29 protein-coding genes and 1 pseudogene are annotated in these 26448 nt (G+C 68.7%); 15 read left to right on the plus strand and 15 right to left on the minus strand.

Annotated elements, in window-relative coordinates:
* Positions 1-9: 9 nt before the first annotated feature.
* The 4 genes from ACVCMI_RS12645 to ACVCMI_RS12660 form a co-directional block, all read right to left on the minus strand.
* Positions 10-306, minus strand: a complete 297-nt coding sequence (locus ACVCMI_RS12645; protein WP_447098591.1) for a hypothetical protein — start codon at positions 304-306, stop codon at positions 10-12.
* Positions 307-417: 111 nt separating this feature from the next.
* Positions 418-1272: an SAM-dependent methyltransferase gene (locus ACVCMI_RS12650; RefSeq protein WP_447098590.1), complete on the minus strand. Its 855-nt coding sequence runs from the start codon at positions 1270-1272 to the stop codon at positions 418-420.
* Between the two features lie 21 nt (positions 1273-1293).
* Positions 1294-2070: a slipin family protein gene (locus ACVCMI_RS12655; protein WP_447098589.1), complete on the minus strand. Its 777-nt coding sequence runs from the start codon at positions 2068-2070 to the stop codon at positions 1294-1296.
* Between the two features lie 21 nt (positions 2071-2091).
* Positions 2092-3495, minus strand: coding sequence for an NfeD family protein (locus ACVCMI_RS12660; RefSeq protein ID WP_447098588.1), 1404 nt, complete (start codon positions 3493-3495; stop codon positions 2092-2094).
* A 127-nt stretch (positions 3496-3622) separates the two neighbouring features.
* On the opposite strand from ACVCMI_RS12660, the gene ACVCMI_RS12665 reads away from it, so the two are divergent.
* Positions 3623-4078, plus strand: a complete 456-nt coding sequence (locus ACVCMI_RS12665) for a cupin domain-containing protein (RefSeq protein ID WP_447098587.1) — start codon at positions 3623-3625, stop codon at positions 4076-4078.
* A gap of 99 nt (positions 4079-4177) precedes the next feature.
* Here the strand turns inward: ACVCMI_RS12665 and ACVCMI_RS12670 are convergent, their stop codons facing one another.
* From ACVCMI_RS12670 to ACVCMI_RS12680, 3 genes are all read right to left on the minus strand, one after another.
* Positions 4178-5044, minus strand: a complete 867-nt coding sequence (locus ACVCMI_RS12670) for a DUF3014 domain-containing protein (RefSeq protein ID WP_447098586.1) — start codon at positions 5042-5044, stop codon at positions 4178-4180.
* Positions 5045-5114: 70 nt separating this feature from the next.
* On the minus strand, positions 5115-5876 hold the full coding sequence (locus tag ACVCMI_RS12675; RefSeq protein ID WP_395119292.1) for an ABC transporter permease: 762 nt from the start codon (positions 5874-5876) through the stop codon (positions 5115-5117).
* Positions 5873-6799 carry an ABC transporter ATP-binding protein gene (locus tag ACVCMI_RS12680; protein WP_447098585.1) on the minus strand — a complete coding sequence of 309 codons (927 nt, stop codon included), beginning with the start codon at positions 6797-6799 and terminating at the stop codon, positions 5873-5875. Before ACVCMI_RS12680 ends, ACVCMI_RS12675 begins: the two co-directional genes overlap by 4 nt.
* 474 nt (positions 6800-7273) lie before the next feature.
* Here ACVCMI_RS12680 and ACVCMI_RS12685 point away from each other — a divergent pair.
* A pseudogene (locus ACVCMI_RS12685) lies at positions 7274-7804 on the plus strand (lipocalin family protein); the annotation flags it as partial.
* A gap of 73 nt (positions 7805-7877) precedes the next feature.
* On the opposite strand, the gene ACVCMI_RS12690 reads toward ACVCMI_RS12685, so the two are convergent.
* Positions 7878-8402 (minus strand): TrmH family RNA methyltransferase, encoded by a 525-nt coding sequence (locus ACVCMI_RS12690; protein WP_447098584.1) that lies wholly within the window; start codon positions 8400-8402, stop codon positions 7878-7880.
* Between the two features lie 12 nt (positions 8403-8414).
* Entirely contained in the window at positions 8415-8885 is a 471-nt protein-coding gene (locus tag ACVCMI_RS12695) for a PepSY domain-containing protein (RefSeq protein ID WP_395119295.1), read from the minus strand.
* Between the two features lie 157 nt (positions 8886-9042).
* Between ACVCMI_RS12695 and ACVCMI_RS12700 the strand changes: the two genes are divergently transcribed.
* The 6 genes from ACVCMI_RS12700 to ACVCMI_RS12725 all read left to right on the plus strand — a co-directional run bounded on the left by ACVCMI_RS12700 (position 9043) and on the right by ACVCMI_RS12725 (position 15529).
* Positions 9043-10254 (plus strand): HD-GYP domain-containing protein, encoded by a 1212-nt coding sequence (locus tag ACVCMI_RS12700; protein ID WP_395119296.1) that lies wholly within the window; start codon positions 9043-9045, stop codon positions 10252-10254.
* Between the two features lie 52 nt (positions 10255-10306).
* The gene (locus tag ACVCMI_RS12705) at positions 10307-11548 is read left to right on the plus strand and encodes a putative bifunctional diguanylate cyclase/phosphodiesterase (protein WP_395119297.1); all 1242 of its coding nucleotides are present in this window, start codon (positions 10307-10309) and stop codon (positions 11546-11548) included.
* 48 nt (positions 11549-11596) lie between these two features.
* Positions 11597-12364: an ATP-binding cassette domain-containing protein gene (locus tag ACVCMI_RS12710; protein ID WP_447098583.1), complete on the plus strand. Its 768-nt coding sequence runs from the start codon at positions 11597-11599 to the stop codon at positions 12362-12364.
* Positions 12365-12369: 5 nt separating this feature from the next.
* Positions 12370-13851, plus strand: coding sequence for an ABC transporter permease/substrate-binding protein (locus tag ACVCMI_RS12715; RefSeq protein ID WP_447098582.1), 1482 nt, complete (start codon positions 12370-12372; stop codon positions 13849-13851).
* Positions 13852-13925: 74 nt separating this feature from the next.
* Positions 13926-14486 (plus strand): hypothetical protein, encoded by a 561-nt coding sequence (locus ACVCMI_RS12720; protein ID WP_447098581.1) that lies wholly within the window; start codon positions 13926-13928, stop codon positions 14484-14486.
* A gap of 155 nt (positions 14487-14641) precedes the next feature.
* Positions 14642-15529: a DMT family transporter gene (locus ACVCMI_RS12725; protein WP_447098580.1), complete on the plus strand. Its 888-nt coding sequence runs from the start codon at positions 14642-14644 to the stop codon at positions 15527-15529.
* 19 nt (positions 15530-15548) lie between these two features.
* Here the strand turns inward: ACVCMI_RS12725 and ACVCMI_RS12730 are convergent, their stop codons facing one another.
* From ACVCMI_RS12730 to ACVCMI_RS12740, 3 genes are all read right to left on the minus strand, one after another.
* Complete coding sequence (locus ACVCMI_RS12730) at positions 15549-16199, minus strand: 2'-5' RNA ligase family protein (RefSeq protein WP_447098579.1); 651 nt, start codon at positions 16197-16199, stop codon at positions 15549-15551.
* A 155-nt stretch (positions 16200-16354) separates the two neighbouring features.
* Positions 16355-16618: a DksA/TraR family C4-type zinc finger protein gene (locus ACVCMI_RS12735; RefSeq protein WP_395119303.1), complete on the minus strand. Its 264-nt coding sequence runs from the start codon at positions 16616-16618 to the stop codon at positions 16355-16357.
* Between the two features lie 38 nt (positions 16619-16656).
* Positions 16657-17421, minus strand: coding sequence for a tetratricopeptide repeat protein (locus ACVCMI_RS12740; RefSeq protein ID WP_447098578.1), 765 nt, complete (start codon positions 17419-17421; stop codon positions 16657-16659).
* Positions 17422-17543: 122 nt separating this feature from the next.
* Here ACVCMI_RS12740 and ACVCMI_RS12745 point away from each other — a divergent pair, with 122 nt between their 5' ends.
* From ACVCMI_RS12745 to ACVCMI_RS12770, 6 genes are all read left to right on the plus strand, one after another.
* A complete protein-coding gene (locus ACVCMI_RS12745; RefSeq protein ID WP_447098577.1) occupies positions 17544-19313 on the plus strand; it encodes an acyl-CoA dehydrogenase family protein in 1770 nt (589 codons plus the stop codon).
* A 23-nt stretch (positions 19314-19336) separates the two neighbouring features.
* Positions 19337-19750 carry an OsmC family protein gene (locus ACVCMI_RS12750; RefSeq protein WP_447110607.1) on the plus strand — a complete coding sequence of 138 codons (414 nt, stop codon included), beginning with the start codon at positions 19337-19339 and terminating at the stop codon, positions 19748-19750.
* A 203-nt stretch (positions 19751-19953) separates the two neighbouring features.
* Positions 19954-20502 (plus strand): cytochrome oxidase, encoded by a 549-nt coding sequence (locus tag ACVCMI_RS12755; protein WP_395119311.1) that lies wholly within the window; start codon positions 19954-19956, stop codon positions 20500-20502.
* Positions 20499-21986 (plus strand): cbb3-type cytochrome c oxidase subunit I, encoded by a 1488-nt coding sequence (locus ACVCMI_RS12760; protein WP_395119313.1) that lies wholly within the window; start codon positions 20499-20501, stop codon positions 21984-21986. Before ACVCMI_RS12755 ends, ACVCMI_RS12760 begins: the two co-directional genes overlap by 4 nt.
* The gene (locus ACVCMI_RS12765) at positions 21958-22575 is read left to right on the plus strand and encodes an SCO family protein (protein WP_447098575.1); all 618 of its coding nucleotides are present in this window, start codon (positions 21958-21960) and stop codon (positions 22573-22575) included. The genes ACVCMI_RS12760 and ACVCMI_RS12765 overlap by 29 nt, the downstream gene beginning before the upstream one ends.
* A gap of 38 nt (positions 22576-22613) precedes the next feature.
* Complete coding sequence (locus ACVCMI_RS12770) at positions 22614-23147, plus strand: hypothetical protein (protein WP_447098574.1); 534 nt, start codon at positions 22614-22616, stop codon at positions 23145-23147.
* A gap of 18 nt (positions 23148-23165) precedes the next feature.
* Here the strand turns inward: ACVCMI_RS12770 and ACVCMI_RS12775 are convergent, their stop codons facing one another.
* The 3 genes from ACVCMI_RS12775 to ACVCMI_RS12785 form a co-directional block, all read right to left on the minus strand.
* On the minus strand, positions 23166-23342 hold the full coding sequence (locus ACVCMI_RS12775; protein WP_395119319.1) for a hypothetical protein: 177 nt from the start codon (positions 23340-23342) through the stop codon (positions 23166-23168).
* A 5-nt stretch (positions 23343-23347) separates the two neighbouring features.
* The gene (locus ACVCMI_RS12780) at positions 23348-23587 is read right to left on the minus strand and encodes a hypothetical protein (RefSeq protein WP_395119321.1); all 240 of its coding nucleotides are present in this window, start codon (positions 23585-23587) and stop codon (positions 23348-23350) included.
* A 376-nt stretch (positions 23588-23963) separates the two neighbouring features.
* Complete coding sequence (locus ACVCMI_RS12785; protein ID WP_447110608.1) at positions 23964-25667, minus strand: AsmA family protein; 1704 nt, start codon at positions 25665-25667, stop codon at positions 23964-23966.
* Between the two features lie 110 nt (positions 25668-25777).
* Between ACVCMI_RS12785 and ACVCMI_RS12790 the strand changes: the two genes are divergently transcribed.
* On the plus strand, positions 25778-26437 hold the full coding sequence (locus tag ACVCMI_RS12790) for a glutathione S-transferase family protein (protein WP_447098572.1): 660 nt from the start codon (positions 25778-25780) through the stop codon (positions 26435-26437).
* Positions 26438-26448: the final 11 nt, after the last annotated feature.

Below are 26448 nucleotides of genomic sequence, written 5' to 3' on the forward strand. Positions count from 1 at the left end.
GAATGATCCTCAGTCCCCATCCCTTTTCTCCTTCCTTTCCTCGTCACGCTTCTTTTCCTCGCTTTCCTTGCAGTTGCCGTCACATTCCTCCTGCTCCTCATCGGGCTTGGCCGGGTTGATCAAGCAGCAGAACGGATCCTGCCCAAGCAACGCCTGCAAGCCCGGGCCATTTCTGGCGAGGATCGCCACCCGCATCGCCGGCTCCACCACCGCCCCGGACAGCGCAAACTCCACTTCATCCTGCGACGCGTAACGCAGCTGCGCGTCTTGCCCCAGGGTCTCAAGAAAATCGATAACGTCGAACACCTGATGATTCCCCCTACCTCGCTGATTGACAACTGGCCGCCAGCTCCAGTCTTACTGCGACTCCCTGCTCGCAACGGCGCTCTTGTCAGGCACGGCTGCGCCGAGGCCATCTTACGCTTGGTTTTTGACGCCTTGCAGACTCGATGCGGCAGCATCGCCGGCGGCTTCGGACGCCGCCTTGTCAAGCACATCCAGCCTCGCCCTCATCTCGTGGTCCACCGACAGCGCCCGCGCCGGCGGCACCACCACCGTATCGGCCATGCCCACCTCCGCTTGAGGCAGCTCCCCCAGCGGCAACCGCTCGATCCGCGCCTGCTGGATCGGCAGGGTCGGTGCGCGGTAGATGATGACCTCATGCTCCGGCGGGTAGTCGCGCGAGAGCACCTCGATCAGCAGTTGGCGGTAGGCCGGGCCGGTGGAGAAGCGTGCCAGCGACTGGTCGCCGACCAGGCCCACCTGCCACAGCACCAGGTAGGCCGTGGGGTCGATCCGGCGTCGGTAGAACAGCAGCTGGCTGGCCTCGTAGTGCTGGCAGCCGACGCGGCCGGGGTCGATGCCGAGATCCGCATAGAGACAATCCTCGGCGGAAATGCCCGGCTCCATGTGCGCGGCGTAGCCTTCGCCGCGGGCCACCTCGATCGCCTTGTGCGGCGCCCAGGCGAATACGCCGGGATGGCCGTAGAACACGCCGCACACCCTCTTGCCCGCACGCACCTCGGTGAGGATGGCCTTGACCATCTCGCGGTAGGTCTGCATGCGCGACTTGCCCTCGCGGTAGTACACCTGCAGGCTGCGCACGTCGCGGTGCATGCGCTGCAGCCACAGCTCGACGATGCCGTCGGAGAGGCCGGCGAACACTACGTCGGCCTGCTCGATGTGGCTGCGCGCCAGCGGGCCGAGGTGCGAGCCCAGGGTCATGCCCAGACCCACGCAGACCAGGCTTCCAGCCGCTGGGATTGCTTCCATCGGTTTGCTCGCGAAAATCGGTCAGCCCGTTGTACCCGAATCCCGTTTCGACGGGAATGCCTCCATCAGCGGCCGGATCAGGTCCAGCGGCAGCGGGAACACGATGGTCGAGGATTTGCCGTTGTTGGACATGTCGGCCAGCGTTTGCAGATAACGCAACTGCAGCGCCTGCGGCTGTTGCGACAGCATCGCCGCAGCATCGCGCAGCTTCTCGGCGGCCTGCATCTCGCCTTCGGCGTGGATCACCTTGGCGCGGCGTTCGCGTTCGGCCTCGGCCTGGCGCGCGATCGCCCGCACCATGGTCTCGTTGAGATCGACGTCCTTGATCTCCACGTTCATCACCTTGATGCCCCACGGGTCGGTGGCCTCGTCCAGGGTGACCTGCAAGGTGTGGTTGATCGACTCGCGCTGGGACAGGATCTCGTCCAGCTCGTGCTGGCCCAGCACCGAGCGCAGCCGCGTCTGTGCCAGCTGGCTGGTGGCCTGCAGGAAGTTCTCCACCTCCAGCACCGACTTGTCCGAGTCGACCACGCGGAAGTACACCACGGCATTGACCCGCACCGAGACGTTGTCGCGCGAGATCACGTCCTGCGGCGGCACATCCAGCACGGTGACCCGCAGGTCCACCCGGATCATCTGCTGCACCACCGGGATCAGCAGCACCAGGCCGGGGCCCTTGGTGCCGGTATAGCGGCCCAGGGTCAGCACCACGCCGCGCTGGTACTCCGGCAGGATCTTGATCGCGGCGAACAGCAGCAAGATGCCGAGGATGATCAACACACCGACGAATCCGAACATGGTCTTCTCCAGTCAAAAACCTCAAACGGTCGCGACGGCAGGGGCCGGCTCGACCCACAACAACAAACCTTGCCGCGACACCACCCGCACGGCGGCGCCCGCCGGCAGGTCGACCGCGCAGCGCACGCGCCAGCGCTCGCCGTGCAGCATCGCCCAGCTCTCGCCGCCGGCAGCCACGCTTTCCAGCAGGCGGCCGGTTTCCTCGACCATCGCGGCCTCGCCGCCGAACGGTGGTGCGCGGCGCGCGCGAAAAACCAGCCACACCACCGTGCCCAGCAGCGCCGCGAAGCCCACCGCGATGCCGCCGATCACGCCCAGGTTGACCGCGTAGCCGGGCACGCCGGTCTTCATCAGCATCACCGAGCCGATCACGAAGGCCACCAGTCCGCCCGCGCCGAACGCCCCCACCGTGGGATTGACCGCCTCGGCCACCAGCAGGCCGATGCCCAGCGCCATGAGCGCCAACCCGGCGTAATTCACCGGCAGCAGCTGCAAGGCGTACAGGCCCACCAGCAGGCTGATCGCGCCCACGATGCCGGGCAGCATCGCACCGGGGTGCATCGCCTCAAGCGCCAGGCCGAAGATGCCGCCGAGCAGCAGCAGGTAGGCGATGGTCGGGTTGGTGATGATGCCCAGGAAACGGGTGCGCGCGCCCGGCGCGTAGTCGCGCACGCTCGCGCCCGCCAGTTGCATGGTCAGCTGGCGCTCGCCGACGCGTACCGCGCGTCCGTCGGCCTTCGCCAGCAGGTCGGCCACGTCGCCGGCGACGAAGTCGATCACGTGTTGTTGCGCTGCCTCGCTGGCGGTCAGCGTCGCCGCGCCACGCACCGCCTGCTCGGCCCAGGCCGCGTTGCGATCGCGCAGCTGGGCCAGCGAGCGGATGTAGGCGATCGCGTCGTTCAGCACCTTGTTCGATTCGGCGTTGTCGCCGGCCTCATCCTGCGCGGGCGGCGCGCCGGAACCGGCCCTGGCCGGCTCGCTCGCCTTCGGCACCGGCAACGGCATCGGCGTGGCGCCACCCAGCGATACCGGTGTCGCCGCACCCAGGTGGGTGGCCGGCGCCATTGCGGCAACCTGCCCCGCATAAAGGATGTAGGTGCCGGCCGAAGCAGCACGCGCACCACCCGGCGCCACGTAGACCAGTACCGGCACCGGCAGCGCCAGCATGCGGCCGATGATCTGGCGCATCGACTCGGACAGCCCGCCCGGCGTGTCCAGTTGCAGCACGATCGCCACCGCGCCGTCGGCTACCGCGCGTTGCGCCGCGTCGTCGAAGTACTCCGCTGCAGCCGGCCCGATCGGTCCGTCCAGGGTGATCCGCGCCACCATCGCCGAAGGCGCAGCCACCGGCGGTTCGGCGCGCGACGGGGCCGACGGCACCAGCCACGCCAGCATCAGAACGATCAGCCAGCAGCCACGCATCATGATTCCGTCCTCCGCGCACGGTCTCGCGACGTCGGCCCACTGTAGCCGGTCGGGTGTACAGAAAGCGCTCATTCACGGCAACGGCGCGCTTTCGGTGGACAATCGCCATCCACGCCGGAGAATCCCCATGCCGAAGATCGATGTCAGCCAGGTGCCCGAGCGCAAGGGCTCGGGCTATCCGCCGCCGTTTGCCGCCTTCGCCGGCGCGCGCACCAAGCAGGCGCTGGGCGATGCCGGCGGCCTCGCCGATTTCGGCGTCAATCTCACGCAGCTTCCGCCGGGCGCGTGGTCGAGCCAGCGGCACTGGCATACCAACGAGGACGAGTTCGTCTGCGTGCTGTCGGGCGAGCTGGTGCTGATCACCGACGACGGCGAGCAGCCGCTGCGCACGGGCGAGTTCGCGGCGTTCCCGAAGAACTGTCCCGACGGTCATCACCTGGTCAACCGGAGCGCACAGACAGCCGTCTATCTGGAGATCGGCAGTCGCCACGCGGACGACCGCTGCCACTACCCCGACATCGACCTGCACTGGGACGGCGCGGCCGGCGTCTACACGCACAAGGACGGCTCGCCGTATCCGTAGGAGCCCGCTTGCGGGCGATGCTTTAGTAGCCGGGATTCGGGATTCGCGAGAGCATCGCCCGCAGGCGGGCTCCTACCCGTTGATGAGTCGGCAGCCTGGCTATTTCAGCGTGGCGGCTCCAGTGGCCGAACCCGCCGCGGCAGGCTGCAGGTGCTGGCCGACCAGCAGGCCGCGGATCGTGCGCAGCCGGGCCTTGATCTTCGCTTCGTTGGCCGCTCCGGTGCGCAGCAGCAAGCGCTGGCCGGCGGAGCGCGCTTCCAGCGCCGGATCGGCGAACACGTACTGGCCCCTGGACGGCAGCAGTGCCGGCGGCGTGGCGGGCTCGGGCGCGGCGAGCAAGTTGTCGATCACCACGATCAGGCGGTCATTGAAGTAGCCGTGCGGGTAGCCCAGGTGTTCGTAGGCCTGCTGGAACAGCGGATAGGCGTGCACGTACCAGGCTACCAGCGCCTGCGGATCGACCTGCTCGACGATCGCCATGTACGGCGCATAGCGGGCGGCGTTGGCTTCGCCGATCACGGTTTGGCCGTCCATTTCGCCGGTGACGAAGGCACCCTTGGGCGGCCTCGCGGGCATCATGATGCCGCCGAGGCTGCGCCCGGGCATGGCGTCGATGCTGGCCACGATGCGGTTGATGATCTGCGGGCGCACCAGCAGCAGCGACAGCTCGCTGTCGCCGGCCAGCCGCTGCAGGGCGGCCAGCACGTCGTCGTCGCTCTGGTCCAGCGCCGGCAGCGGCGCGGTGGAGGCGCTGGCCGGGACGGTTTGCGCCTGTGCCTGCGCGATCGGATGCTGGATCGGCGCCGCCGCGCTGCGGCTCGTCGCCGGTTGCGCCATTTCCGCCGTCGGCGGGCTCGCCGCCTCGGGCTGCATGGCGCGTCGCACCAGCCAGCCCCCCGCCCCGACCAGGACGATCACCACGATCGCCGCGGCGACCCAGCTTCCGGTTGATGTCTGCCTGCGCATGAACTTCCCCGTGGTTGCCTTCAAATAGTGCTGGGACTGGAGCCCGCGCGATTCGTTCAACCGGCGTGGTTCAGGCCTTCAATCGGTAGCCGCTGCGGAAGATCCACCACACCAGTCCCAGGCAGATGCCGAGGAACACCAGGGTCATGCCCAGGCTGATCCCCACGCCGACGTCCGACACGCCGTAGAAACTCCAGCGGAACCCGCTGATCAGGTACACCACCGGGTTGAACAGGGTCACCTTCTGCCACAGCGGCGACAGCATGTGGATCGAGTAGAAACTGCCGCCAAGGAAGGTCAGCGGCGTGACGATCAGCAGCGGCACCAGTTGCAGCTTCTCGAAGTTGTCCGCCCAGATGCCGATGATGAAGCCGAACAGGCTGAAGGTCACCGCGGTGAGCACCAGGAACGCGACCATCCACAGCGGGTGCGCGATCTCGAAGGTGACGAACAGCCGCGCAGTGGCCAGGATGATCGCGCCCAGGATGATCGACTTGCTCGCCGCCGCGCCGACGTAGCCGGCGACGATCTCGAACGGCGACACCGGCGCCGACAGGATCTCGTAGATGGTGCCGACGAACTTGGGGAAATAGATCCCGAACGAGGCGTTGGAGATGCTCTGCGTGAGCAGCGACAGCATCACCAGGCCCGGCACGATGAAGGCGCCGTAGCTGACCCCGTCGATGCCGTTCATGTGCGAGCCGATCGCCGCGCCGAACACCACGAAGTACAGCGATGTGGAGATCACCGGCGAGACGATGCTCTGCAGCAGCGTGCGCCGCGTGCGCGCCATCTCGAAGCGGTAGATCGCGCGGATGCCGTGGATGTTCATGCGCGCTCCCTGACCAGGTCCACGAAGATGTCCTCCAGCGAGCTCTGGCTGGTCCTGAGATCCTTGAAGTCGATGCCCAGTTCGCCCAGCCGGCGCAGCAGCACGTCGATGCCGCTGCGCTCGTCCTGCGCGTCGAAGGTGTAGACCAGTTGCTGGCCGTCAGCGGACAACTCCAGCGCGTGGCCGGAAAGTTCGGCGGGGATCGCCGCCAGCGGCGACTGCAACTGCAGGGTAAGTTGCCGCCGGCCGAGCCTGTTCATCAGCTCGGCCTTGTCCTGCACCAGGATCAGCTCGCCCTTGTTGATCACGCCGATGCGGTCGGCCATCTCCTCGGCCTCGTCGATGTAATGCGTGGTGAGGATGATGGTGACGCCACTGGCGCGCAGGCCGCGCACCATGGTCCACATGTCGCGGCGCAGCTCCACGTCGACGCCGGCGGTGGGTTCGTCCAGGAACAGGATGCGCGGCTCGTGCGACAGCGCCTTGGCGATCATCACCCGGCGCTTCATGCCGCCGGACAGGGTGATCATCTTGTTGTCCTTCTTGCTCCACAGCGAGAGGTCCTTCAGCACCTTCTCGATGTACGCCGGGTCTGGCGCCCTGCCGAACAGGCCGCGGCTGAAGCTGACCGTGTTCCACACCGTCTCGAACGAGTCGGTGGTCAGCTCCTGCGGCACCAGGCCGATCTGCGAGCGCGCGGCGCGGTATTCGCGCACCACGTCGTGGCCATCGGCCAGCACGGAGCCTTCGCTGGGATTGACGATGCCGCAGATGATGCTGATCAGGGTGGTCTTGCCGGCGCCATTGGGGCCGAGCAACGCGAAAATCTCGCCCTGGCGGATCTGCAGGTCGATCGGCTTGAGCGCCTGGAAACCGGAGACGTAGGTCTTGCTGAGCTGTCTGACGTCGATGATCGGCTGCACGCGATCTCCTGGGCCTGGGGACGGGCGACGGGAACGGGCGATGGTATGCCCTTCGACGCGGCACGGCCAGCCGCTGCTGCACCCCTGGACTTCGGCGCCGCGCCTGCGCTCAGGGCGAACGGCGATGTCGTTTCCCGCTCCCCATTCCCGATGCCGCCCGACGGCGCGCCCTTCCCCGCAGGCGGGCCGCCCATCTTCCTCGCCACCGCGCTGATCCCGCTCTCGCTGGTGGTCGCCAGCATCGGCCTGCTGCCGTTGCTCGAAGGCCAGGAACTGCCGCCGGAACCGGCGGTCCTTCGTGAGGAGAACATGGCCCGCCGGGCCGCAGCCATCGCCGCCGTCGTCTCGGACGAGGTCTCGCACCGGCGGGTGCGCGAGATCGACCTGCAGGAAGCACACTACCGCCAGACCGCACGCCCCGGTTCCGCGATCCTTCCGGCCGATCGCTCCACGCATTCCCCAGGGAACCAGACCATGCGCATGTTCCGCCAGTTGCTCATCGTGGCAACCCTCGCCATCGCAGGACCCGCTGCCGCCGCCAGCCTGCCGAACCGGCCGGTGCCGTCGCTGGACCTGCATCGGTATGCCGGCCAGTGGTACGAAATCGCGCGCCTGCCGATGTACTTCGAACGCGAGTGCCTCGATGCCGTCGTCGCCACGTACACGCCGAATCCCGACGGCACCATCCACGTGCACAACACCTGCCGCACCCGCAAGGGCCGGTCGTCGGTCGACGGCGTGGCGCGGATGAAGAAACACCAGCCGGCCGCGCTGGAAGTGCGCTTCGCGCCTGCCTGGCTGACCTGGCTGCCGATGGCATGGGCCGACTATTGGGTGATCGAGGTGGACGCCGACTACCAGTGGGCGGTGATCGGCGGCCCCGGCCGCAACCACCTGTGGATACTCTCGCGCCAGCCCACGATGGATCCCGCACTTTTGCAGACCCTCGTGGAGCACTCGCGCCAGCGTGGCTATCCGGTCGACCGATTGATGATGACCGCACCCGCCGGTGCGCCGGACCGGCCCGCGGAAAGCGCGCCGGCGCCGAACGGAGCCCCGCCCCTCCACGACCGTGGCCTCAGGCCGGCGGCACCGGAAACGCGCGGATGATTTCGAACGTCGCGATCGCGCAGGCGGTGGCCACGTTCATCGACGAATGCGCGCCCAGCATGGGGATGTGCACGGTCTGGTCGGAGCCGTCCAGCAAGGCCTGGCTTACGCCGCGGTTCTCCGAACCGAGCACCAGGCAGATGCGCTCGCCCGCGGCCACCGGCAGCTCGCGGATGTCGATGCTGGCGCTGGTGAGCTCCAGGCTGACGATGCGGTAGCCGGCGGCCTTCAGTTCGTGCACTACCGGCAGCGGATCGTCGTCGTGGCGGAACGGCACGTGCTGCTCGGTCGCACGCGAGGTCTTGCGCAACTTGCGGTTGGGCGGCACCGCCGAAGCGCCGGTGAGGTGGATCATCTCCACCCCCAGCGCGTCGGCAATGCGGAACACGCTGCCCACGTTCATCGGCACCTCGAAGTCGTGCACCAGGTAGCGCAGCGCGAACGCGGAACGCGCCGGGCGATGCTGCCAATGGTCGAGCTGCCGGTTCGCCATGCCGCGACCGGCTCAGGCCAGCAAGAGCAGCAGGGGCGCGGCAATCCCGCCCAGCAGCACGGCGCCGAACAGCCGCGGCCGGCGAGTGAAGCGCCAGGCCATGTACAGCCCGCTGCACACCGACATGAACAGGCCCAGCGCGATCGCGGCGAAGAAGATCTTCATCGGCAGCAGGTTGCGGCGCGCACCGGGTGCCGCGGGCGCGCCCTGCACCGCTGCCCGCGCGACCGGCGCGGCCTCGGCCACCGCTGCCGCCGGACGCGGACGCCGCACCGGCACCTCCAGGGTCTGCTTCTTGTGCAGCTGCGCCATGCTGGCCAGCCACGCCGGTGGCGCGTAGCTGCTGCCGCGGCTGGCCTCATGCAGGCCGAAGGTCTGCAGGCCGCCGCTCACCGCCAGGAACAGCAGCATCGGCGCGGTGAACACGCCGAGGTAGAGATGGCAGCTGCGAACGAAGCGGATCAGGCGATGCGACGACGGCATGGGCGGCGATATCCACGAAACGGGCGCACAGGGTACGCCGCTGCATGGCGCACCGGCCAGCCGTTGGCACGGCAATCCGCACTGCTGCTAACCTCGCCGCTGGACCGCCGCGATCGCGTTGCCGTGGCTCGGCGTCCACCATCGGTCGGAGCAGTGCGTGGCTTTCGAAATCGAAGAGCGTCGGATCGACGTGGCCGATCTGCAGCTGGGCATGTTCGTGTGCCGGCTGGATCGGCCATGGGAGGAGACGCCATTCGCACTGCAAGGTGTCGCGCTGACCCGGCTGGAGGACATCGAGACCCTGCAGCAGTTGTGCCGCGAGGTCTGGGTCGATGCGCGCCGCCTGGTGCCGCCGGACGCGCCGCAGGCGCTGATGCGCGCCGACGCCCCGCGCCACCGCTTCAGCAGCCGCACCCATTACGCCGATCTCGCCGCGGTCGAGGACGAGGCGCCACGTGCCCGCGCCGCGCTGGAGAACGCCTCGCAGATCGTCGATGGCCTGTTCGAGGACGTGACCAGCGGCCGCGAGCTGTCGGTCGAGCGCGTCGAGCAGGCGGTGCGCCCGCTGGTGGCCACCGTGCTGCGCAGCGCGGATGCGTTCTTCCTGGTGGAGGGCCTGCGCCGCAGCGACAGCTATTCCTACAGCCACGCGGTGAGCTGCAGCGCGCTGGCCGCCGCGTTCGGCCGACACATGGGTTTCGACGAGGAGACCATCTTCAGCCTCGCCGCCGGCGGCCTGCTGATGGACGTGGGCAAGACCCGCCTGCCGGAGCAACTGCTGCAATATCCGGGTTCGCTGGCTCCCAGCGAGGTCGACATCATCCGCTCGCACATCGGCCACGGGCTGGCCCTGCTGGACGAGGCAGGCATCGCCAACCTCGACGTGCTCGACATCGTGCGCACCCACCACGAGCGCCACGACGGCAGCGGCTACCCGGACGGCCTGGCCGGCCACGCCATCCCGATCAGCGGGCGCATGCTCGGCATCATCGACAGCTACGACGCGATGTCCAGCGCGCGTCCCTACCGCGCGCCCATTTCACGCCACCAGGCGCTGCAGCAGATCTACGCCGCACGCAACCGCCTGCATCAGGCCGAGATGATCGAGCAGTTCCAGGTCTGCCTCGGCGTCTACCCCACCGGCTCGCTGGTGGAACTGAGCACCGGCGAGGTGGCGATCGTGATGGCGCAGAACCAGGTGCGCCGGCTGCGCCCGCGGGTGGCGATCCTGAGCGAGCCGAACAAGCAGCCGCTGGACGATTTCCGGGCGGTGGACCTGATGCAGCTGGACGACGACGAGGGCGTCGACATCGTGCGCAGCCTGGCGGTCGGCGACTACGGTATCGATGCCAGCCGCTTCTTCCTGTAATGATGGCCACCCCGACGCCCGTCCACCCGCCTTCCCCCTGGCCCGCCGCCGCATGCTGAATCGCGAACACATCTTCGAGCAGATCGACGCGCACATCCGCGCCAGCGCAGGCGAGCGTTTCGCCGTGCTGATGCTGCGCGTGCCCGGCCTGCGCGAGATCAGCCTGCGCTTCGGCTACGCCCAGGGCGAACAAGCCGAGGACATGGCGCATGCGCTGATCCAGCGTTCGCTGCGTCCGATCGACCGCGTGTTCCGCGCCGGCGACGACAGCTTCGTCGTGCTGCTGCCGGATATGCTCAGCGCCAACCACGCCCTGCTCGCCGGCACGCGCCTGACCCAGGCCTTCGAGCAGCCGCTGGACGGAACCGCCTCGCCCTGGCTGGTGCGGCCGGTGATGGGCATCGCGCTGTATCCCGACCACGGCCCCGGCGCCGACCGCCTGTGTCGCCGCGCCAGCATGGCGCTGGACGAGGCGCAGCGGCGCGGCGAGCTGTACGTGGTCTACGCGCCGCACGACACCCAGGTCGAGATCTTCTACGACGAACTGCGCGAGGCGCTGGACGCCAACCGGCTGCAGGTGTTCTTCCAGCCGATCTGGAACCTGCAGAGCGACCGCCTGGCCGGCGCCGAATCGCTGGCGCGCTGGAGCAGCCCCAACCACGGCGAGGTCTCGCCCGCCAACTTCGTGCCGTTCTCCGAGCAGAGCGACCTGATCTCGGTACTCACCCGCTGGAGCATGAACACGACCCTGCGGCACGTGGCCAGCCTGCCCTCGTTCCAGGGCCTGCGCTTTGCGATCAACTTCTCGCCGCGCGTGCTGTCGCGCCCGGGCATGGTGGAGCAATTGACCGGCGCGCTGGAAATCTGGGGCGTGCCACCGACGGCGGTGATCGTGGAGATCACCGAGACCACCCTGGTCAACGACCTCGAGCTGAGCGTGCAGGTGTTGCGCCGGTTGCGCGACCGCGGCATCGGCATCGCGATCGACGATTTCGGCACCGGTTACGCCTCGATCGCCTACCTGCGCCAGTTCCCGGCCACCGAATTGAAGATCGACCAGTCGCTGATCGGCGCCATCCGCAGCGAACCGCATACCGCCAAGCTGGTGCGCGCCATCATCAACATGGCCCACCACATGGACCTGGCCACTACCGCCGAAGGCATCGAGGATGCCGCCACCCAGGCGCTGCTGATCGACATGGGCTGCGACTTCGGCCAAGGTTTCCATCTCGGCCGCCCGCAACCGGCCGCCGACTTCATCGCGCGCTTCGCCACCACGGTGCCGCCCGCGTGAGCGCGCACCGGACCACGCCACAGGGTGGTTCCCGTCGCGCCCGGAACCATGGGCGCCGCTGAGGTCGGCGGCGGCATCCGCTTCGCGCTCGACGGCGCCAGCAAGCGGTACGGCAAAGTCGTGGCGCTGCAGCCGATCGAGCTGGCATTCGAGGCCGGCAGCACCACCGCGCTGATCGGCAGCAGCGGTTCGGGCAAGTCCACCGTGCTGCGCCTGCTGCTGGGGCTCGAGCGCAGCGACAGCGGCTGCGTGCGCGTGGACGGCCGCGCCCTGCAGCCGGCCGACATCCTCGCCTTGCGCCGTCGCGTGGGCTACGTGATCCAGGACGGCGGGCTGTTTCCGCACCTCACCGCCATGGGCAACCTCGGCCTGCTGCCGCAGCACCTGGGCTGGGCGCCGCAACGCATCCGCGAGCGAGCGCAGGCGCTGGCGCAGCTCACCCGGCTGCCGTCGGACGCGCTGGCGCGCTACCCGGCCGAACTCTCCGGCGGCCAGCGCCAGCGCGTGGCGCTGATGCGCGCGCTGATGGTCGACCCCGACGCCTTGCTGCTGGACGAACCACTGGGTGCACTGGACCCGATCGTGCGCCACGAATTGCAGGAGCAGTTGCAGCGCATCTTCGGCGAACTGGGCAAGACGGTGATCGTCGTCACCCACGACCTGGCCGAGGCGGCCTGGTTCGCCCCCCGGCTGGTGCTGCTGCGGCGCGGCGCGGTGGTGCAGGACGGCAGCTACGCGGATCTGCGCGACCGCCCGGCCGACGACTTCGCGCGCCAGTTCGTGCAGGCGCAACGCACGCTGCCGGCCACGCCATGACCGGCATGCCTGCCCGCATCGCCATCGTGCTGCTCGCCGGCCTGCTGCCGGCGCTGGCGATCGCGCAACCGGTGCGGATCGGCTCCAAGCAATTCACCGAGTCGGTGATCCTGGGCGAGATCGCGCGACTGGCCGCACGCGATGCCGGCGTCCAGGCCGTGCACGAGCGCGAGCTGGGTGGCACCCGCATCCTGTGGAAGGCCCTGCAGCAGGGCGACATCGACGCCTACCCCGAGTACACCGGCACACTGACCCACGAGCTGCTGCAAGACGTGCCGGCCGACGCCGACATCGCCACCTTGCGCGCCCGGCTGAAACCGCTGGGCATCGGCATCACCGACCCACTCGGTTTCGACAACACCTACGCGATCGGCATGCGTCAGGACGAGGCGGCGCGACTGGACATCCGCCGCATCTCCGACCTGCGCGCGCACCCGTCGCTGCGCTTGGGCTTCTCCAACGAGTTCATGGACCGCGGCGATGGCTGGCCGGGTTTGCGCCGCGCCTATGCCCTGCCGCAAACGAAGGTCAGCGGGCTGGATCACGTGCTGTCCTACCGCGCGGTGGCCAGCGGCGCGGTGGATGCGATCGACCTGTACAGCACCGACGCGGAGATCCCCTACTACCACCTGCGCACCCTGCCCGACGACCGCCACTACTTCCCGCGCTACCAGGCGGTGTTCCTCTATCGGCTGGCGCTGGAGCGGGACGAGCCCGCCTTCGTCGCCGCCCTGCGCCGCCTCGCCGGCCGCATCGACGAGCAGGCGATGCGCACGATGAATGCCGCGGTGAAGCTCGACGGCCGCCGCGACAGCGCGGTGGCCGCCGACTTCCTCGGCACCCGCGTCGAGGCGGGGCGGCGCGGCCTGTGGCAGCGGCTGCGCCAGCGCAGCGTGGAGCACATCGAGCTGGTGGCGAGCTCGCTGGGCCTGGCGCTGGCGCTGGCGATCCCGCTCGGCATCGTCGCCGCGCGTCGGCGCCGGCTGGGGCAACTGGTGATCGCGGCCACCGGCGTGCTGCAGACGGTGCCGTCGCTGGCGATGTTCGTGTTCATGATCCCGTTGCTGGGCATCGGCACCTGGCCGGCGGTGGCCGCGCTGTTCCTGTACAGCCTGCTGCCGATCGTGCGCAACACGCATGCCGGCCTGGTCGGCATTGCGCCGGAACTGATGGAATCGGCCGCGGCACTGGGCCTGCCACGGCGGGTGCGGCTGCGCCGCATCGAATTGCCGCTGGCGATGCGCTCGATCCTGGCCGGCATCAAGACCGCCGCAGTCATCAATGTGGGCACGGCCACCCTGGCCGCGCTGATCGGCGCCGGTGGCTACGGCCAGCCGATCCTCACCGGCATCCGGCTGGACAGCATCCCGCTGATCCTGGAAGGCGCGATCCCCGCGGCGGTGCTGGCGCTGCTGGTGCAGGGCCTGTTCGAACTGGTCGAGCGCTGGCTGACGCCGCGCGGGCTGCGCCTGCAGGCGCGGCAATAAACGGCCGCAAGGCGGCGTCGGCTATCCTGTGGCGGGTTCAATGCGAGATTGTCGACATGTTTCGATCCTTGTTGTTGTCATTGATTCTGACGGTCACTCCGCTCGCCGTGCATGCCGCCGCACCGGCCGAGGCCGCGCTGGCCGACCTGCCGAACGTGTCGTTCCCGGCGCCGCATCGGGTCGCATCGGGCAGGTTGCAGGCCGATGACGTGGCCGCCCTGCAGCGAGCCGGCATCAAGCAGGTGATCGACCTCAGCGTGGACAGCGAGACGCCGCGCTTTGACGAGGCCGCCGCCATGCGCGCGGCGGGCATCAACTATCACAACCTGCCGATCCACGGCGCCGCCGACCTGACCCGCAACAACGTGGTGCAGTTCGACCGCCTGCTGCACCAGGCCGGCACGCAGGAAACCCTGGTGCATTGCGCGAGCAGCAACCGGGTCGGCGCGATGATCGCGCTGCGCGCTGCCTTGATCGACGGCAAATCGAGCGAAGCCGCGCTGGCAGAAGGCCGCCGCTGGGGCATGAAGAGCCTGGAGCCGGCCGTGCGCGAACGCCTGCAGGCGTGGTCGGGCAATCCGCAACACGGAAGGCAGGAGCAGAGCCTGCCCGCATCCGGCGGCACAACGCCGTAGGGCGGCACCGCCCGCCGGCTCTTGTCGCAGTGTGAAGGGCGGGCATTGCCCGCACGGCGCCGAGGCGGAATGGGCTACCATGCGCGCCTCCCACGTCCTTGCGCGGCACCGCCCTGGCTCCGATCCCCCCCTCGTCGCCCGTAACCGCACTGCCCTTGCGCGCGGTGTTGCTGATGCTGGCCAGCGCCAGCCTGTTTGCCCTGATGGCGGTGGTGATCCGGCTGGCCTCGGCGCAACTGCACCCGTTCCAGATCACGTTCTTCCGCAGCGCGTTCGGCACGCTGTTCGCGCTGCCGCTGCTGATCGGGCCGGGCTGGTCGCTGCTGCGCACGCCACGCTTCGGCTTCTACGTGATGCGCTGCGTGCTCGGCATGGGCGGCATGCTGGCGGGCTTCTGGGCAATCGTGAACCTGCCGCTGGCCGAGGCGGTGGCGCTGTCGTATTCGTCGCCGCTGTTCGTCACCATCGGCGCAGTGATCTTTCTCGGCGAGGTGGTGCGCCGGCGCCGCTGGACTGCGGTGATCGCCGGCTTCATCGGCGTGCTGGTGATCGTGCGCCCCGGCAGTGCCGCGTTCGCACCGGGCAGCATGGTCGCGCTGCTGGCGGCCGGGCTCACGGGCGCGGTGACGATCAGCATCAAGTCGCTGACCGGCAGCGAGCCGGCCGACCGCATCGTGCTGCTGACCACCTTGCTGTGGGTGCCGCTGTCGCTGCCTGCGGCACTGTCGGTGTGGCAATGGCCGCACGCCGGCATCTGGCCGTGGCTGGTGCTGTCAGGCGCGCTGGGCACCGGCGGCCACTATTGCTGGACGCGCGCGCTGCGCCTGGCCGAGGCGTCGATGCTGGCGCCCTTCAGCTATCTGCAGTTGCTGATCGTGGCGGTGCTGGCGTGGTGGATCTTCGGCGAGGCGGTGGATCACTACACCGCGCTGGGCGCGGCCATCATCATCGGCGCCAGCCTCTACATCGCCCAGCGCGAGCACGCGCTGACGCGACAACAGCGCACAAGCATGCCGCAGGTCCGCGCGGAGCCGCCAATCTAGGCCTCCGCCGACCAGCGCCTCATTCGTCAGGGAGTGCCGGCAAGTCAGGCATGTTGGCCAGTTCGGCCAACATGTCGACCGCGGCCGGGGCGGGTTCGCTCGCCAGCGGCCAGCGGCCGATCACTTCATGGCTGGCCTGGCCGAAGAAGCTGCGGATCAGCACGAACTCCTCCGCGCGCCACCGGATCGGGTTGATCGATTCCTCGATCGCGTCGATCGCCGGCCCGTGCTGCAAGGCCACGTGCGGATGGAAAATGGAGACGCCGTTGACCTGAAGTCCCTGCGCGCGCTGTGCGGCGGCGATTGCCTTGCGCAGCTCCAGCGCCGCCGCGGCGGTGACCGGGTCCGCGCACAGCACGAAGGGAAACTGCCCGCCGGTGGGGATGCAGCGCATGGCGGCGTCCAGCGTGATCGTGAACGCGTTGCCCCGCACCGCGGCGCCCGCGGCCAGCATGGCGCGCTCCGGCGACAGCTGCGGCCGTTCGGGCCGGCCTATCGGGCACAAGGCAAGGTGCAGGTTGTCGACCGACACCGGGACGCCGCTGGCGCGCTGCGAGCGGCGAAAACGCGTGGCCACGTTGGCGATCTCCACGCGCGCGTGGCCGTCGGGGCGCACCGCGAAGAAATAATCGATGCCTGCGGCAAGTTCGGCGGGGGGCGTCGGGGTCAAGCCGGTACCTCCACGACAGTCGCTGTGACGAATGCTGTTCGCAACACCATACTCCGCGCCGCACAAGCCGGGTGTGATCCGCGTCGCCGGCCACGGCGTTCGCCAATGACCGGACCCGCCGCCGCCGGCCATGCTGCCCGGCCCCTGACACCGGCTCAGCGCAGCTGGCTGTCCTTGCTGCCACGGCGGTTGTACAGGCTGGCGGCGCGCTCGCTGTCGCGCTCCTGCTGGCAGGCCACGCACAAGCGCACGCCGGGCACGGCGGCGCGGCGCGCCGCGGGGATCGGCGCTTCGCATTCCTCGCAATGGGTCAGGCCCGGGCCCTTGCGCAATTGCTGGCGCGCCCGCTGTACACCGTCGTTGACGGTAGCGTCGATCTGATCCTGCACGGCGCCGTCGCCGGCCCAGCCGGTTGCCATGGTGCTGCCTCCGCGAAGCAGGGTCGCGGGCAGGCCGCTCAGTGCGCCTTCGCCCGCAAACCCTGGATATATCCAAGCTCAGCCAACGACTTGGGTTCGCCGGGCACGAGTTTCAAGCAACCCTGGTAGGCCCCGGTCGCCTCGTCGAGGCGATGCAGCTCAACCAGCGCGTAGCCCTGGCCGCGCAGGGCCACGCACTTCAAGCGGACGGCATCTTCGGGGGTGGCGCCACTGATCCCCGCATCGCCCTCCGCTTCCTGGTACAGGGCCAGCATCTTCTCCCAGTCACCGCTGCGCTGGTAGGTGAACGCAAGTTCGCTCTTGTACTGGCTGTCCATCGGCGACAACACCAGGGCCTTCTCCAGCTCGGCCCGCGCATCGGCGTAGCGGGCCATTTCGCTGTAGGCGTAGCCGCGCGCCCAGTACGCCTGCGCCCAGGCCGGGCCGATCACCTGCACGGGCACGTCGGCCTTGCCGTTGACCGCCTTGGCGCCCATGCCGGCGTAGGCCAGCGCATCGACCAGGCCGCGGGCGCAGAACACCTTGCCCGGCTTGCCCGCGTACATCGCCTCGTACTTGCTGACGACTTCGGTCAGCGGCCCGTCGATCGCCAGCTGGATCTTGCCCGCCTCGATCATCTTCAACGCGTCGAGCACCTTCTGTTCGTCGGCATCGGCAACCTGCTTGCCCGCCTCGTCGAGCGACAGGGTGATGGTGCTGTCCGGCTTGACCGCGGCGTGCGGCGCGCAGCCGGCCAGCGTGAACGCGGCGAGCAGTGCCGCGCCGGCGAAGAGTCGTTTCATGGCATTCCCCCGAAATGATGCAGGGCGAGGATAGCCGAAGCGGGCCTGCGTCCATTGGCAGCAGGGCCAGACCGTCGGGAAGTGCCAGAATGGGCCATTCACCCACGCCAGGAGAACGCGTCGTGAGCACGCCATCGCCCGCCACTACCGAGCAGCCTGCGCTGCGCAGCGACGAGAGCGTCGCCAAGCAGCTGTTCCTGGGCAACATCCTGGAAGAGAACCTGTTCCCCTACCCGCAGATCCGCGCCCGCGACCGCGAAATGCTGGGCGCGATGACCGACGCGATCGACCAGTTCCTCGCCGACAAGACGGCCGAACTGAAGCAGTACGACCGCGACGCCGAGCAGCCGGCCGAGTTCATCCAGGCGCTGCGCGAGATGGGCCTGTTCGGCCTGATCATCCCGGAGGAATTCGGCGGCATGGAGCTGTCCAACGGCGCCTACGCCCGCGTGCTCGGCCAGACCAGCAGCCACGACAGCTCGGTCTCGCTGACCATCGGCGCGCACAGCTCGATCGGCATGAAGGGCCTGCTCTTGTTCGGCAGCGACGAACAGAAACAGCGCTACCTGCCGAAGCTGGCCACCGGCGAGATGATCGCCGCGTTCTGCCTCACCGAATCCGGCGCGGGTTCCGACGCCGCCTCCATCCGCACCAAGGCCGTGCGCAACGACGACGGCAGCTGGACGCTTTCCGGCGAGAAGATCTGGATCACCAACGGCGGCATCGCCGACTTCTACACCGTGTTCGCGCGCACCGACACGTCCGAGGGCAAGATCACCGCGTTCCTGGTCGAAGCGGCGTGGCCCGGCGTCAGCCACGGCCCGCACGAGGACAAGATGGGCATCCGTGCCTCGTCCACCACCACGGTCGCATTCGCCGACGTGCGGGTGCCGGCGGAAAACGTGCTGGGCCCGGTCGGCAAGGGCTTCAAGGTGGCCATGAGCATCTTGAACAGCGGCCGCACCGGCCTGGGCGGCGGCGCGGTCGGCGGCATGCGCTCGCTGATCCGCCTCGCCAGCGCGCAGGCGAAGGAGCGCAAGCAGTTCGGCCAGCCGATCGCCGAGTTCGGCCTGGTGCGCGAGAAGATCGCGCAGATGAGCGTGGACTGCTTCGCCGCCGAAAGCGCGGTGTGGATGGTGGCGCACCTGATCGACGGCGGCGGCAGCGACTACTCGGTCGAGGCGGCGATGAGCAAGGTGTTCGCCAGCGAGGCGGTGCAGCGCGCCTCCTACGAGGCGCTGCAGATCGCCGCCGGCAACGGCTTCATGCGCGAGTTTCCGTACGAGCAGATCACCCGCGACACGCGCATCCTGTCGATCTTCGAAGGCACCAACGAGATCCTGCGCCTGTACATCGCGCTGTCCGGCCTGAAGGGCGTGGGCGCGGGCCTTTCCGAGCTGAAGGCGGCGGTGGGCGACATCTTCAACGACCCGATCAAGGGCTTCGGCGTGCTCGGCAGCTACACCGGCCGGCGCATGCGCGAGGCCACCGGCTACGGCATCGACCGCATCGCGCACGAACTCTCGCCGCGGCTGCGCAAGGTCGCCGCCACCTACGAGAAATACACGGTGGAGCTGTCCAAATCCTCCGATGCGCTGCTGCGCCGCCATGGCAAGAAGGCGGCCGACATGCAGCACGCGCAGAAGCGCCTGGCCGACATCGCGATTGACCTGTTCGTCGGCCTGTGCGTGCTGTCGCGCGCCGACAGCCTGGCGCAGCAGTCGCATCCGGCCGCCGAGGAAGCCATGAGCATCGCCGAAGTGTTCGCGCGGCAGGCGCGCCGCCGCATGGCGCGCAATGTGCGCGGGCTGGAGCGCAACGAGGACGAGGCGATCGAGCAGCTGGCCGGCGCGGTGCTCGCGCATGACGGCTACCTGTGGGACGTGATCTGAAACCCGACCAAGGAGAACCCGCCATGAGCATCCCCACCGTCCGCGCCAGCACCGGCAGCGCGCCGTACGCGGTCGATTTCACCGACGACCAGGGCAACCGCTGGCACGCCGACGAGCCGCTCGAGGAAGGCGGCGCCAACACCGGCCCGGCGCCGCACCGGCTGCTGCTGTCGGCGCTGGGCGCCTGCACCGCGATCACGCTGCAGATGTACGCGGCGCGCAAAGGCTGGCCGCTGCGCCACGTCGGCGTCGACCTGAAATTCAATCCCGACGGCACGCCGGCCGCGGGCAACAACATCACCCGCGTGATCACGCTTGAAGGCGAGCTGGACGACGAGCAGCGCGAACGCCTGCTGCAGATCGCCAACAAGTGCCCGATCCACAAGGTGCTGACCGGCGAGGTACGCATCGCCTCGCGACTCGGCAATTCCCCTTGACACGTCGATGCCGCGGCTTGGGCCGTGCTTCGACAGGTGGCCGTGTCGGCGTCACGCACGCCGCAAACACGGCCGCCCGGACGGCCGTTCCGGGACAGGCATCGCAGGGCCCACCACGACCTCCCCCGCCACCGTGCATTGACACCGCTGCCGATACGGCGTAGACGGGCTTGGACGTGGCGCTTTCCGGGGAGAGAACGACCATGATCTTCCAGAACGTGATCTGGGCCATCACGCTGACGGGGATGGGGCTGGTGGCACTGGGCTTCGTCTATGCCATCACCCAGGCCGGCAGGCCGGCCGAAGCCGCCGAGGCCGCACGCGTCAACCGACGTTCCATCACCTTGCGCCGCGGACTGTTCCTGGCGCTGCTGCTGCTTGGCATCGGGATCGCCTGGGCCAGCCTGCGGCCCTTTCCCATCCCGCCGCAGCACGCACCACTGCAGGCAACGCAGGTGGTCGACGTGATCGGCCACCAATGGACCTGGGACGTCAGCCAGACGCACTTGAAGGTGGGTGAACCGGTTGAGTTCCGGGTGACCGCCAGCGACGTCAACCACGGCTTCGCGATCTACGCACCTGACGGCCGCATCGTCACCCAGACCCAGGCGATGCCCGGATTCACCAACAAGATCCTCTACACGTTCGACACCCCGGGCACCTACCGGATCATGTGCCTGGAATACTGCGGCGTCGCACACACCGGAATGACGACCGAACTCGAGGTTGCTGCCGCGGGGGACAAGCCATGAGCTCGCTCGAACTTTATCCGCTGGACGAGAGGCTGCCACGCGGCGAACGCGTGATGTTCAACCTCTACATGATCACCGCCCTGCTGCTGTTCGTGCTGATGATGCTGCTCGGCCTGACCATGCGCATGACCCAGGCCGAGTGGACACCGGTCCTGGCCGGCATGTTCTACAAGATCATGACGATGCACGGGGCCGGCATGGTCGGCACCATGAGCCTGGCCAGCACCGCCGTCATGTGGTTCTTCCTGCGCAAATACGTGTCGTTGCACCTGTGGGCGTTCGTGAGCAACTACGTGCTGTTCATGCTGGGCGCGCTGTGCATCATCTGGGCGGTGTTCATCGGCAACTTCGCCAGCGCATGGACCTTCCTCTACCCGCTGCCGGTGCACTCGATGGGCCTGTGGAGCAGCGGCGCAGCCGCCGCCTTCATGATCGGCTACCTGCTGATCGGCGTGGGCATGCTGCTGTTCTACCTTGACGCCGCCGCGGCGATCATTCGCCGCTACGGCAACCTGGGTCGCGGACTGGGCCTGCAATGGCTGTTCGGCGGCACGATCGACCCGACCCATCCCAAGGCCGTCGTGGCCGGCACCATGGTGATCATCGCCAACTCGCTCGGCATCCTGGCCGGCGCGGTGGTGCTGGTGATGTGCCTGATCAACCTCTACGACCCCGAGATCGCGCTCAACGCGCTGGTGGTGAAGAACCTGATCTACTGGTTCGGCCACATGATTATCAACGCCACCATCTACATGGGCGTGATCGCGGTCTACGAACTGCTGCCGCGCTACACCGGCAAACCCTACGGGATCTCGCGGCCGTTCCTGTGGTCGTGGGCGGTGAGCACGGTGTTCGTGATCATCGTGTTCCCGCACCACCTGCTGATGGATTACGCCGAGCCGCGCTGGATGCTGGTGATGGGCCAGATCATTTCCTACGCCGCCGGTTTCCCGGTGTTCCTGGTGACCGCGTACGGCGTGCTGACCAACATCCACCGCTCCGGGCTGCGCTGGAAGATGCCCTCGATGCTGGCCGTGCTGGCGCTGTTCGGCTGGGCCGCGGGCATCGTGCCGGCGATCATCGACGGCACCATCAGCGTCAACCGGGTGATGCACAACACGCAGTGGGTGCCGGGACACTTCCACTTCTACCTGCTGCTGGGCGTGTTGCCGATGATCCTCACCCTGCTCTACCACGTGGTCGGCAGCCGCCGGCGCGCGCCGGTCAACAGCGGCGCGGATCGTACCGGACTGTTCCTGTACGTCGTCGGCGGCATCAGCTTCTGCATGGCGTTCCTGTACGCCGGCCACGTCAGCGTGGCGCGGCGCTTCGCCGTGCACCTGCCGGAATGGGTGCCGACCGACCGCGTCGGCTCGGTCGCGGCGATGGTGTTGATCCTGGGCATGCTGGTGTTCGCGGTGCGCATCATCGTCGGCCTGCTCAAGGCACCGGCCGATGCCGATCCTTCGCACCCTGCTGGCTAGCGGACTGCTGCTCGTGCTCGGTGGCGCCGCGCTGACGGTCGCCACCGACGGCTTCCAGGCGTTCACCAGCGAAACTGCGCGCCGCCTCGCGGTGCGGCGCGACCCGCCGCTGGTACCGGCGGTGCTGCTGGAAACCCAGTCCGGCGCGCGGCTCAACCTGGCCGACCTGCGCGGTCGCTGGGTACTGGTCGACTTCGTCTACACCCGCTGCCAGAGCTGGTGCCTGGCGCTGGGCGGAGAGTTTGCGCAACTGCAGGATCAACTGGCTGCACCGCTGGCCGAAGACAAGCTGGTTCTGCTCAGCATCAGCTTCGATCCGGCGCACGACACCCCTGCGGAACTGTCCGCCTACCAGGAGCGCTTTCGCAGCCGCGGCCACGGCTGGATCGCCGCCCGGCCGATGAGCGATGAAGGCTCGCGCCAGCTGCTGCGCACGTTCGGCGTCACCGTGGTGCCGGACAGGATGGGCGGCTACGTGCACAACGCCGCGATCCACGTAGTCGACCCGCAAGGGCGGCTGGTGCGAATACTCGACACCGGCAACACGCAGACCGTGGCACAAACCGTGCGCGACGACATCGAACGATGATCGCCCACTGGCCACGCCTGGCTCCGAGTACGGCCGCCGTGCTGTTCGCAGCCCTGCTGCTGCCACCGGCACGGGCGTGGCTGGAAGGCCGCATGAGCTTGCAGATGCTGGTGCAGATACCGCTGTTGATCGGCACCGGTTGCCTGCTGGGCGGCGCGTTGCCGCCGCGAATCGCCGCAGGCATCGCGCGCTGGAACCGCCACGGCATCACCAGCCTGGTGCTGGCCACCCTGGCCGGCATGTTCTGGATGCTGCCGCGCTCGCTGGATGCGGCGGTCAGCGAACCATGGATGGCGTTCGCGAAGTTCACCAGCGTGCCCTTGCTGATCGGGCTGCCGCTGGGCCTGGGCTGGCCGCGCATGGGCTTCGTGGTGCGTGGCGTGTTCCTGCTCGAACTGATCGCCACGTTCTTCCGGCTGGGCTGGTTGTACCTGGTTTCGCCGGTGCGCCTGTGCAACAACTACCTGCTCGACGACCAGCAGCGCTCGGGCATGGCCATGCTGGTGATCGGCGGCCTCGTGCTGGCCGGCGTGGCCATCAAGCTGGTGTGGGGGCGTTTCGACCGGCAGTGAGCGGGCACCGCGGCTCCATCAGGCCCGCTGCGGCGCACGCAACCGGCGCAGCGAGTGACGGGTTATCGCGATCTCGCGCCAGTCATCGGCCGGCGCCCCCAGCGCCGCCTCCTGCTGTTTCTCGACCAGCGCGATGCGCAGGCCGCTGCCTTGCAGCGAGCGGGCAAAGCACAGGCCGGCTGATCCGCACGCCATCGACGTCAGCCGCCGCAACCGCCGCAGCAGATCGACGGCAGTTGCACTACCTGTGCCGGCGTCACCGCCCAGCCGAGCTGGCGCAACACTTCGATCAGGTCCGTCGCGGACGCCGCCGCGGACACGCGCATCACCAGGCCGCTCATGTCCAGGTCGACCACGGCGGTCGGGTCGACGTTGAACAAGGCGTCCTGCACCACCACCGGCTCGGGCGACCCGCCGGTCAGCGCAATGTGGAATTCCATGGGATACCTCGCTTCACCGGCATGTGTGCGGTGCTGTCGGGACCGATGCTGGCCCGCACTGCGCGGTGACGCCTTGACTCCAGTCAAGTCCCGTCACGGCGAACGATCCGCGCCACGTCCCGCGCGCGACGCCGGTCTGCAGCAAATTGCCGCAGGCCTCGGCGCGACAGGCTCGGCGGCGACGCGGGAGCTTCGGGTTCGACGCGCCCCATGCCGGGTATCGGTCGCCCGGGATCACGCACAGCGCCTCCCCGAAACCACACCGACGTGGCTGGATAGACAGCATCCATGCCGGGCTGATCAGATCAGGGTTTCCGTACTCGCCGCTTCCCCTTTTGGGGCCTGGCTCCGGATTCCCTGCCCGTTGCCCTCGTCCTCATTGCTTCTTGCGCGAATCCAGCACGCCCTGCAGCAGGCTGTTCAGGGCATCCTGCTTGCCGGATTTGCTCGCCGGCCGGGTCTCGGCTGCCGGGCTGTTGCGGCTGGCGTCACCGCCCAGCAAGCCGGCGACGGCCGAAGGATCGAGCTTGAAGCTGGGCGCGCTCGCGGTGCCGCCGACGTGCACGCCGACGCCATGTTCGGACGCGCTGCCGAGCACGCCGCCGAGCAGGCGCCCGGCCTTCGAATTGCGCAGCAGGCCGGCGGATGCCTGGTCACCGCCGGCCATCGCCTGATCGAGCTTGACCAGCATGTTGAAATCGAGCCGGCCGTCGGCAGCCATGCCGCCCTTGCCGGTGAAGCTGCCCAGCTCGGCGATCTCTGCGCTGGCCGGCTCGGCGTGGATGCCGGAGGGTGCGATCTTAAGCGTCGCGGCGGCGTGCCGGATCACCGTGTCCCGCGGTGCCTTGATGCCCGCCAGCGACAGCACCCCGCCGAGTTTCGAGCCCAGGCTGTAGCCGGCCAGGCGCGAGTCGTCGAGGGTTACCGGGCCGCTGATCACCAGCGCGTCGAGCGGGCCGCGCGCGCGCAGGTCCACGCCCACGCTGCCGCCGCTGAGGCGCGAGTCTTTCGGCAGCACCACGCCGAACACGGGCAGCAGCGGTTGCAGGTCGTCGACCGGCAACGCCTTGCCGCGCAGGTGAAGATCCAGCCCGATCACCTTGCCACGGTTGTCGAAGCTGCCGTCGACGGCGAGCTTCGCGCCGCCGCTGCCCAGCGTGCCTTGTTCGATGCGGCCGGTGCCGTCGAGCAATCGGTAGCTGGCCTGGTAGTCGATGCGCAGCGGCTGCGGCGACGGCGAACCGGACGCCACCAGCTTGAGCCGGCGCGCGTCGATGCCGCCCTTCGACGTCAGTACGCCCTTCGCCGAGCTGATCCGCGAGTCGATATCAAGCACGCCGCCGACGCCGTCGGCGCTGCTCATCAGGCCGGCGCCGACCAGGTCCAGCCCCTGCATCACCAGATGCGCCTCGACCGGCGTCAGCAGTGCGTCCTTCGCGTCCCATGGGCCGAGCGTGCCATCCAGTTTCAGGCTGCCGCCGCCGGCGATGTCGGCGCTCATCGAAAACGGAAACGCCGCACCGAGGCCCACATGGTCGGCGCGCAAATCCACTTTCCGATAGCTGCGCGCATCGCCGGCCGCGCGCTGCAGGTCGATGCGACCATCCGCGATCCGCAACCGGTCGACACTGAACGCGGGCGGTGGAGCGGACGAGGCACTGGCGGCGGGTGTCGTCGCCGTGCCGGCACCGAAATGGGAGAAGTTCCACTGGCCGGCACGATTCTGCAGCAGGCGCACCACCGGCTGGTCCAGCGTCAGCGAGGTGATCTGCACCTGCCTGTGCAGCAGCAACGGCCACAGCTTCACGCCAAGCTGCAACAATTTCGCGCTGACGAACGGCTTGTCGCCGAACGCCGGATCATCGCCGATGCGGATCTCGTCGGCATCCAGCGAGCCGGACCAGATCGAAACGTGCAACTGGCCCAGCGTCACCTCGCGGCCGAGCGCCTGCCCCAGGCTGGCCTGGATCTGCGGACGGAAGTGGTTGGCGTCGACCAGCAGCAAGGCGCCGCCCGCCACGATCAACACCAGCAGCACCAGGCCGAGCAAACCGAGCAGCAGGCGTTTCATGACCGTCACCTCGCGCAATTCCGTCGTGTGCCGATACTAGGAGCGTCGAGCTTCACCTGTCGATTCCGCGCGCCTTCGTTCGTCGCCTTCGCGTACCCTCCCCTATCAGGTGTCCCACGATGACCCTCAAGCTCTACGCCCACCCCTTCTCCTCCTACTGCCAGAAGGTGCTGATCGCGCTGTACGAGAACGACATCGCGTTCGAATGGCGCGTACTCACGCCGGATGACGCGGCCACCGACGCCGAGTTCACCGCGCTGTGGCCGATCCGGCGCATGCCCCTGCTGCGCGACGGCGAACGCACGGTGATCGAATCGAGCATCATCATCGAGTACCTCGACCGGCATTACCCCGGCGCCGCACCGCTGATTCCCTTCGACGTCGACACCGCACTGGAGGCGCGCGCGATGGACCGCTGCTTCGACCTCTACGTGCAAACCCCCGTGCAGAAGATCGTGTTCGACAGCCTGCGCCCCGCCGCCGACCGCGACCCCAGCGGCGTGAACGAGGCACGCGCGAGGCTGGATACCGCCTACGCCTGGCTGGACCGGAAACTCGCCGGCCGCCACTGGGCCACCGGCGGCGATTTCAGCCTCGCCGACTGTTCTGCCGCGCCCGCGCTGTTCTACGCCGACTGGACCCATCCCATTCCGGCGGACTTCGCCAACGTGCTGGCCTATCGGCAACGCCTGCTCGCGCGCCCTTCGTTCGCCCGGGCGGTGGACGAGGCGCGGCCCTACCGCTCGTACTTTCCGCTCGGCGCACCCGACCGCGACTGAGAGCCGCATCC

Source organism: Rhodanobacter sp. UC4448_H15 (assembly GCF_052978265.1).

Coding starts and splice junctions, on each gene's coding strand:
- ACVCMI_RS12650 (WP_447098590.1), bottom strand. CDS start 1,272: ATGGAAGCAATCCCAGCGGCTGGAAGCCTGGTCTGCGTGGGTCTGGGC.
- ACVCMI_RS12655 (WP_447098589.1), bottom strand. CDS start 2,070: ATGTTCGGATTCGTCGGTGTGTTGATCATCCTCGGCATCTTGCTGCTG.
- ACVCMI_RS12660 (WP_447098588.1), bottom strand. CDS start 3,495: ATGATGCGTGGCTGCTGGCTGATCGTTCTGATGCTGGCGTGGCTGGTG.
- ACVCMI_RS12665 (WP_447098587.1), top strand. CDS start 3,623: ATGCCGAAGATCGATGTCAGCCAGGTGCCCGAGCGCAAGGGCTCGGGC.
- ACVCMI_RS12670 (WP_447098586.1), bottom strand. CDS start 5,044: ATGCGCAGGCAGACATCAACCGGAAGCTGGGTCGCCGCGGCGATCGTG.
- ACVCMI_RS12675 (WP_395119292.1), bottom strand. CDS start 5,876: ATGAACATCCACGGCATCCGCGCGATCTACCGCTTCGAGATGGCGCGC.
- ACVCMI_RS12690 (WP_447098584.1), bottom strand. CDS start 8,402: ATGGCGAACCGGCAGCTCGACCATTGGCAGCATCGCCCGGCGCGTTCC.
- ACVCMI_RS12695 (WP_395119295.1), bottom strand. CDS start 8,885: ATGCCGTCGTCGCATCGCCTGATCCGCTTCGTTCGCAGCTGCCATCTC.
- ACVCMI_RS12705 (WP_395119297.1), top strand. CDS start 10,307: ATGCTGAATCGCGAACACATCTTCGAGCAGATCGACGCGCACATCCGC.
- ACVCMI_RS12710 (WP_447098583.1), top strand. CDS start 11,597: ATGGGCGCCGCTGAGGTCGGCGGCGGCATCCGCTTCGCGCTCGACGGC.
- ACVCMI_RS12715 (WP_447098582.1), top strand. CDS start 12,370: ATGCCTGCCCGCATCGCCATCGTGCTGCTCGCCGGCCTGCTGCCGGCG.
- ACVCMI_RS12735 (WP_395119303.1), bottom strand. CDS start 16,618: ATGGCAACCGGCTGGGCCGGCGACGGCGCCGTGCAGGATCAGATCGAC.
- ACVCMI_RS12740 (WP_447098578.1), bottom strand. CDS start 17,421: ATGAAACGACTCTTCGCCGGCGCGGCACTGCTCGCCGCGTTCACGCTG.
- ACVCMI_RS12750 (WP_447110607.1), top strand. CDS start 19,337: ATGAGCATCCCCACCGTCCGCGCCAGCACCGGCAGCGCGCCGTACGCG.
- ACVCMI_RS12755 (WP_395119311.1), top strand. CDS start 19,954: ATGATCTTCCAGAACGTGATCTGGGCCATCACGCTGACGGGGATGGGG.
- ACVCMI_RS12760 (WP_395119313.1), top strand. CDS start 20,499: ATGAGCTCGCTCGAACTTTATCCGCTGGACGAGAGGCTGCCACGCGGC.
- ACVCMI_RS12765 (WP_447098575.1), top strand. CDS start 21,958: ATGCCGATCCTTCGCACCCTGCTGGCTAGCGGACTGCTGCTCGTGCTC.
- ACVCMI_RS12775 (WP_395119319.1), bottom strand. CDS start 23,342: ATGGCGTGCGGATCAGCCGGCCTGTGCTTTGCCCGCTCGCTGCAAGGC.
- ACVCMI_RS12780 (WP_395119321.1), bottom strand. CDS start 23,587: ATGGAATTCCACATTGCGCTGACCGGCGGGTCGCCCGAGCCGGTGGTG.
- ACVCMI_RS12790 (WP_447098572.1), top strand. CDS start 25,778: ATGACCCTCAAGCTCTACGCCCACCCCTTCTCCTCCTACTGCCAGAAG.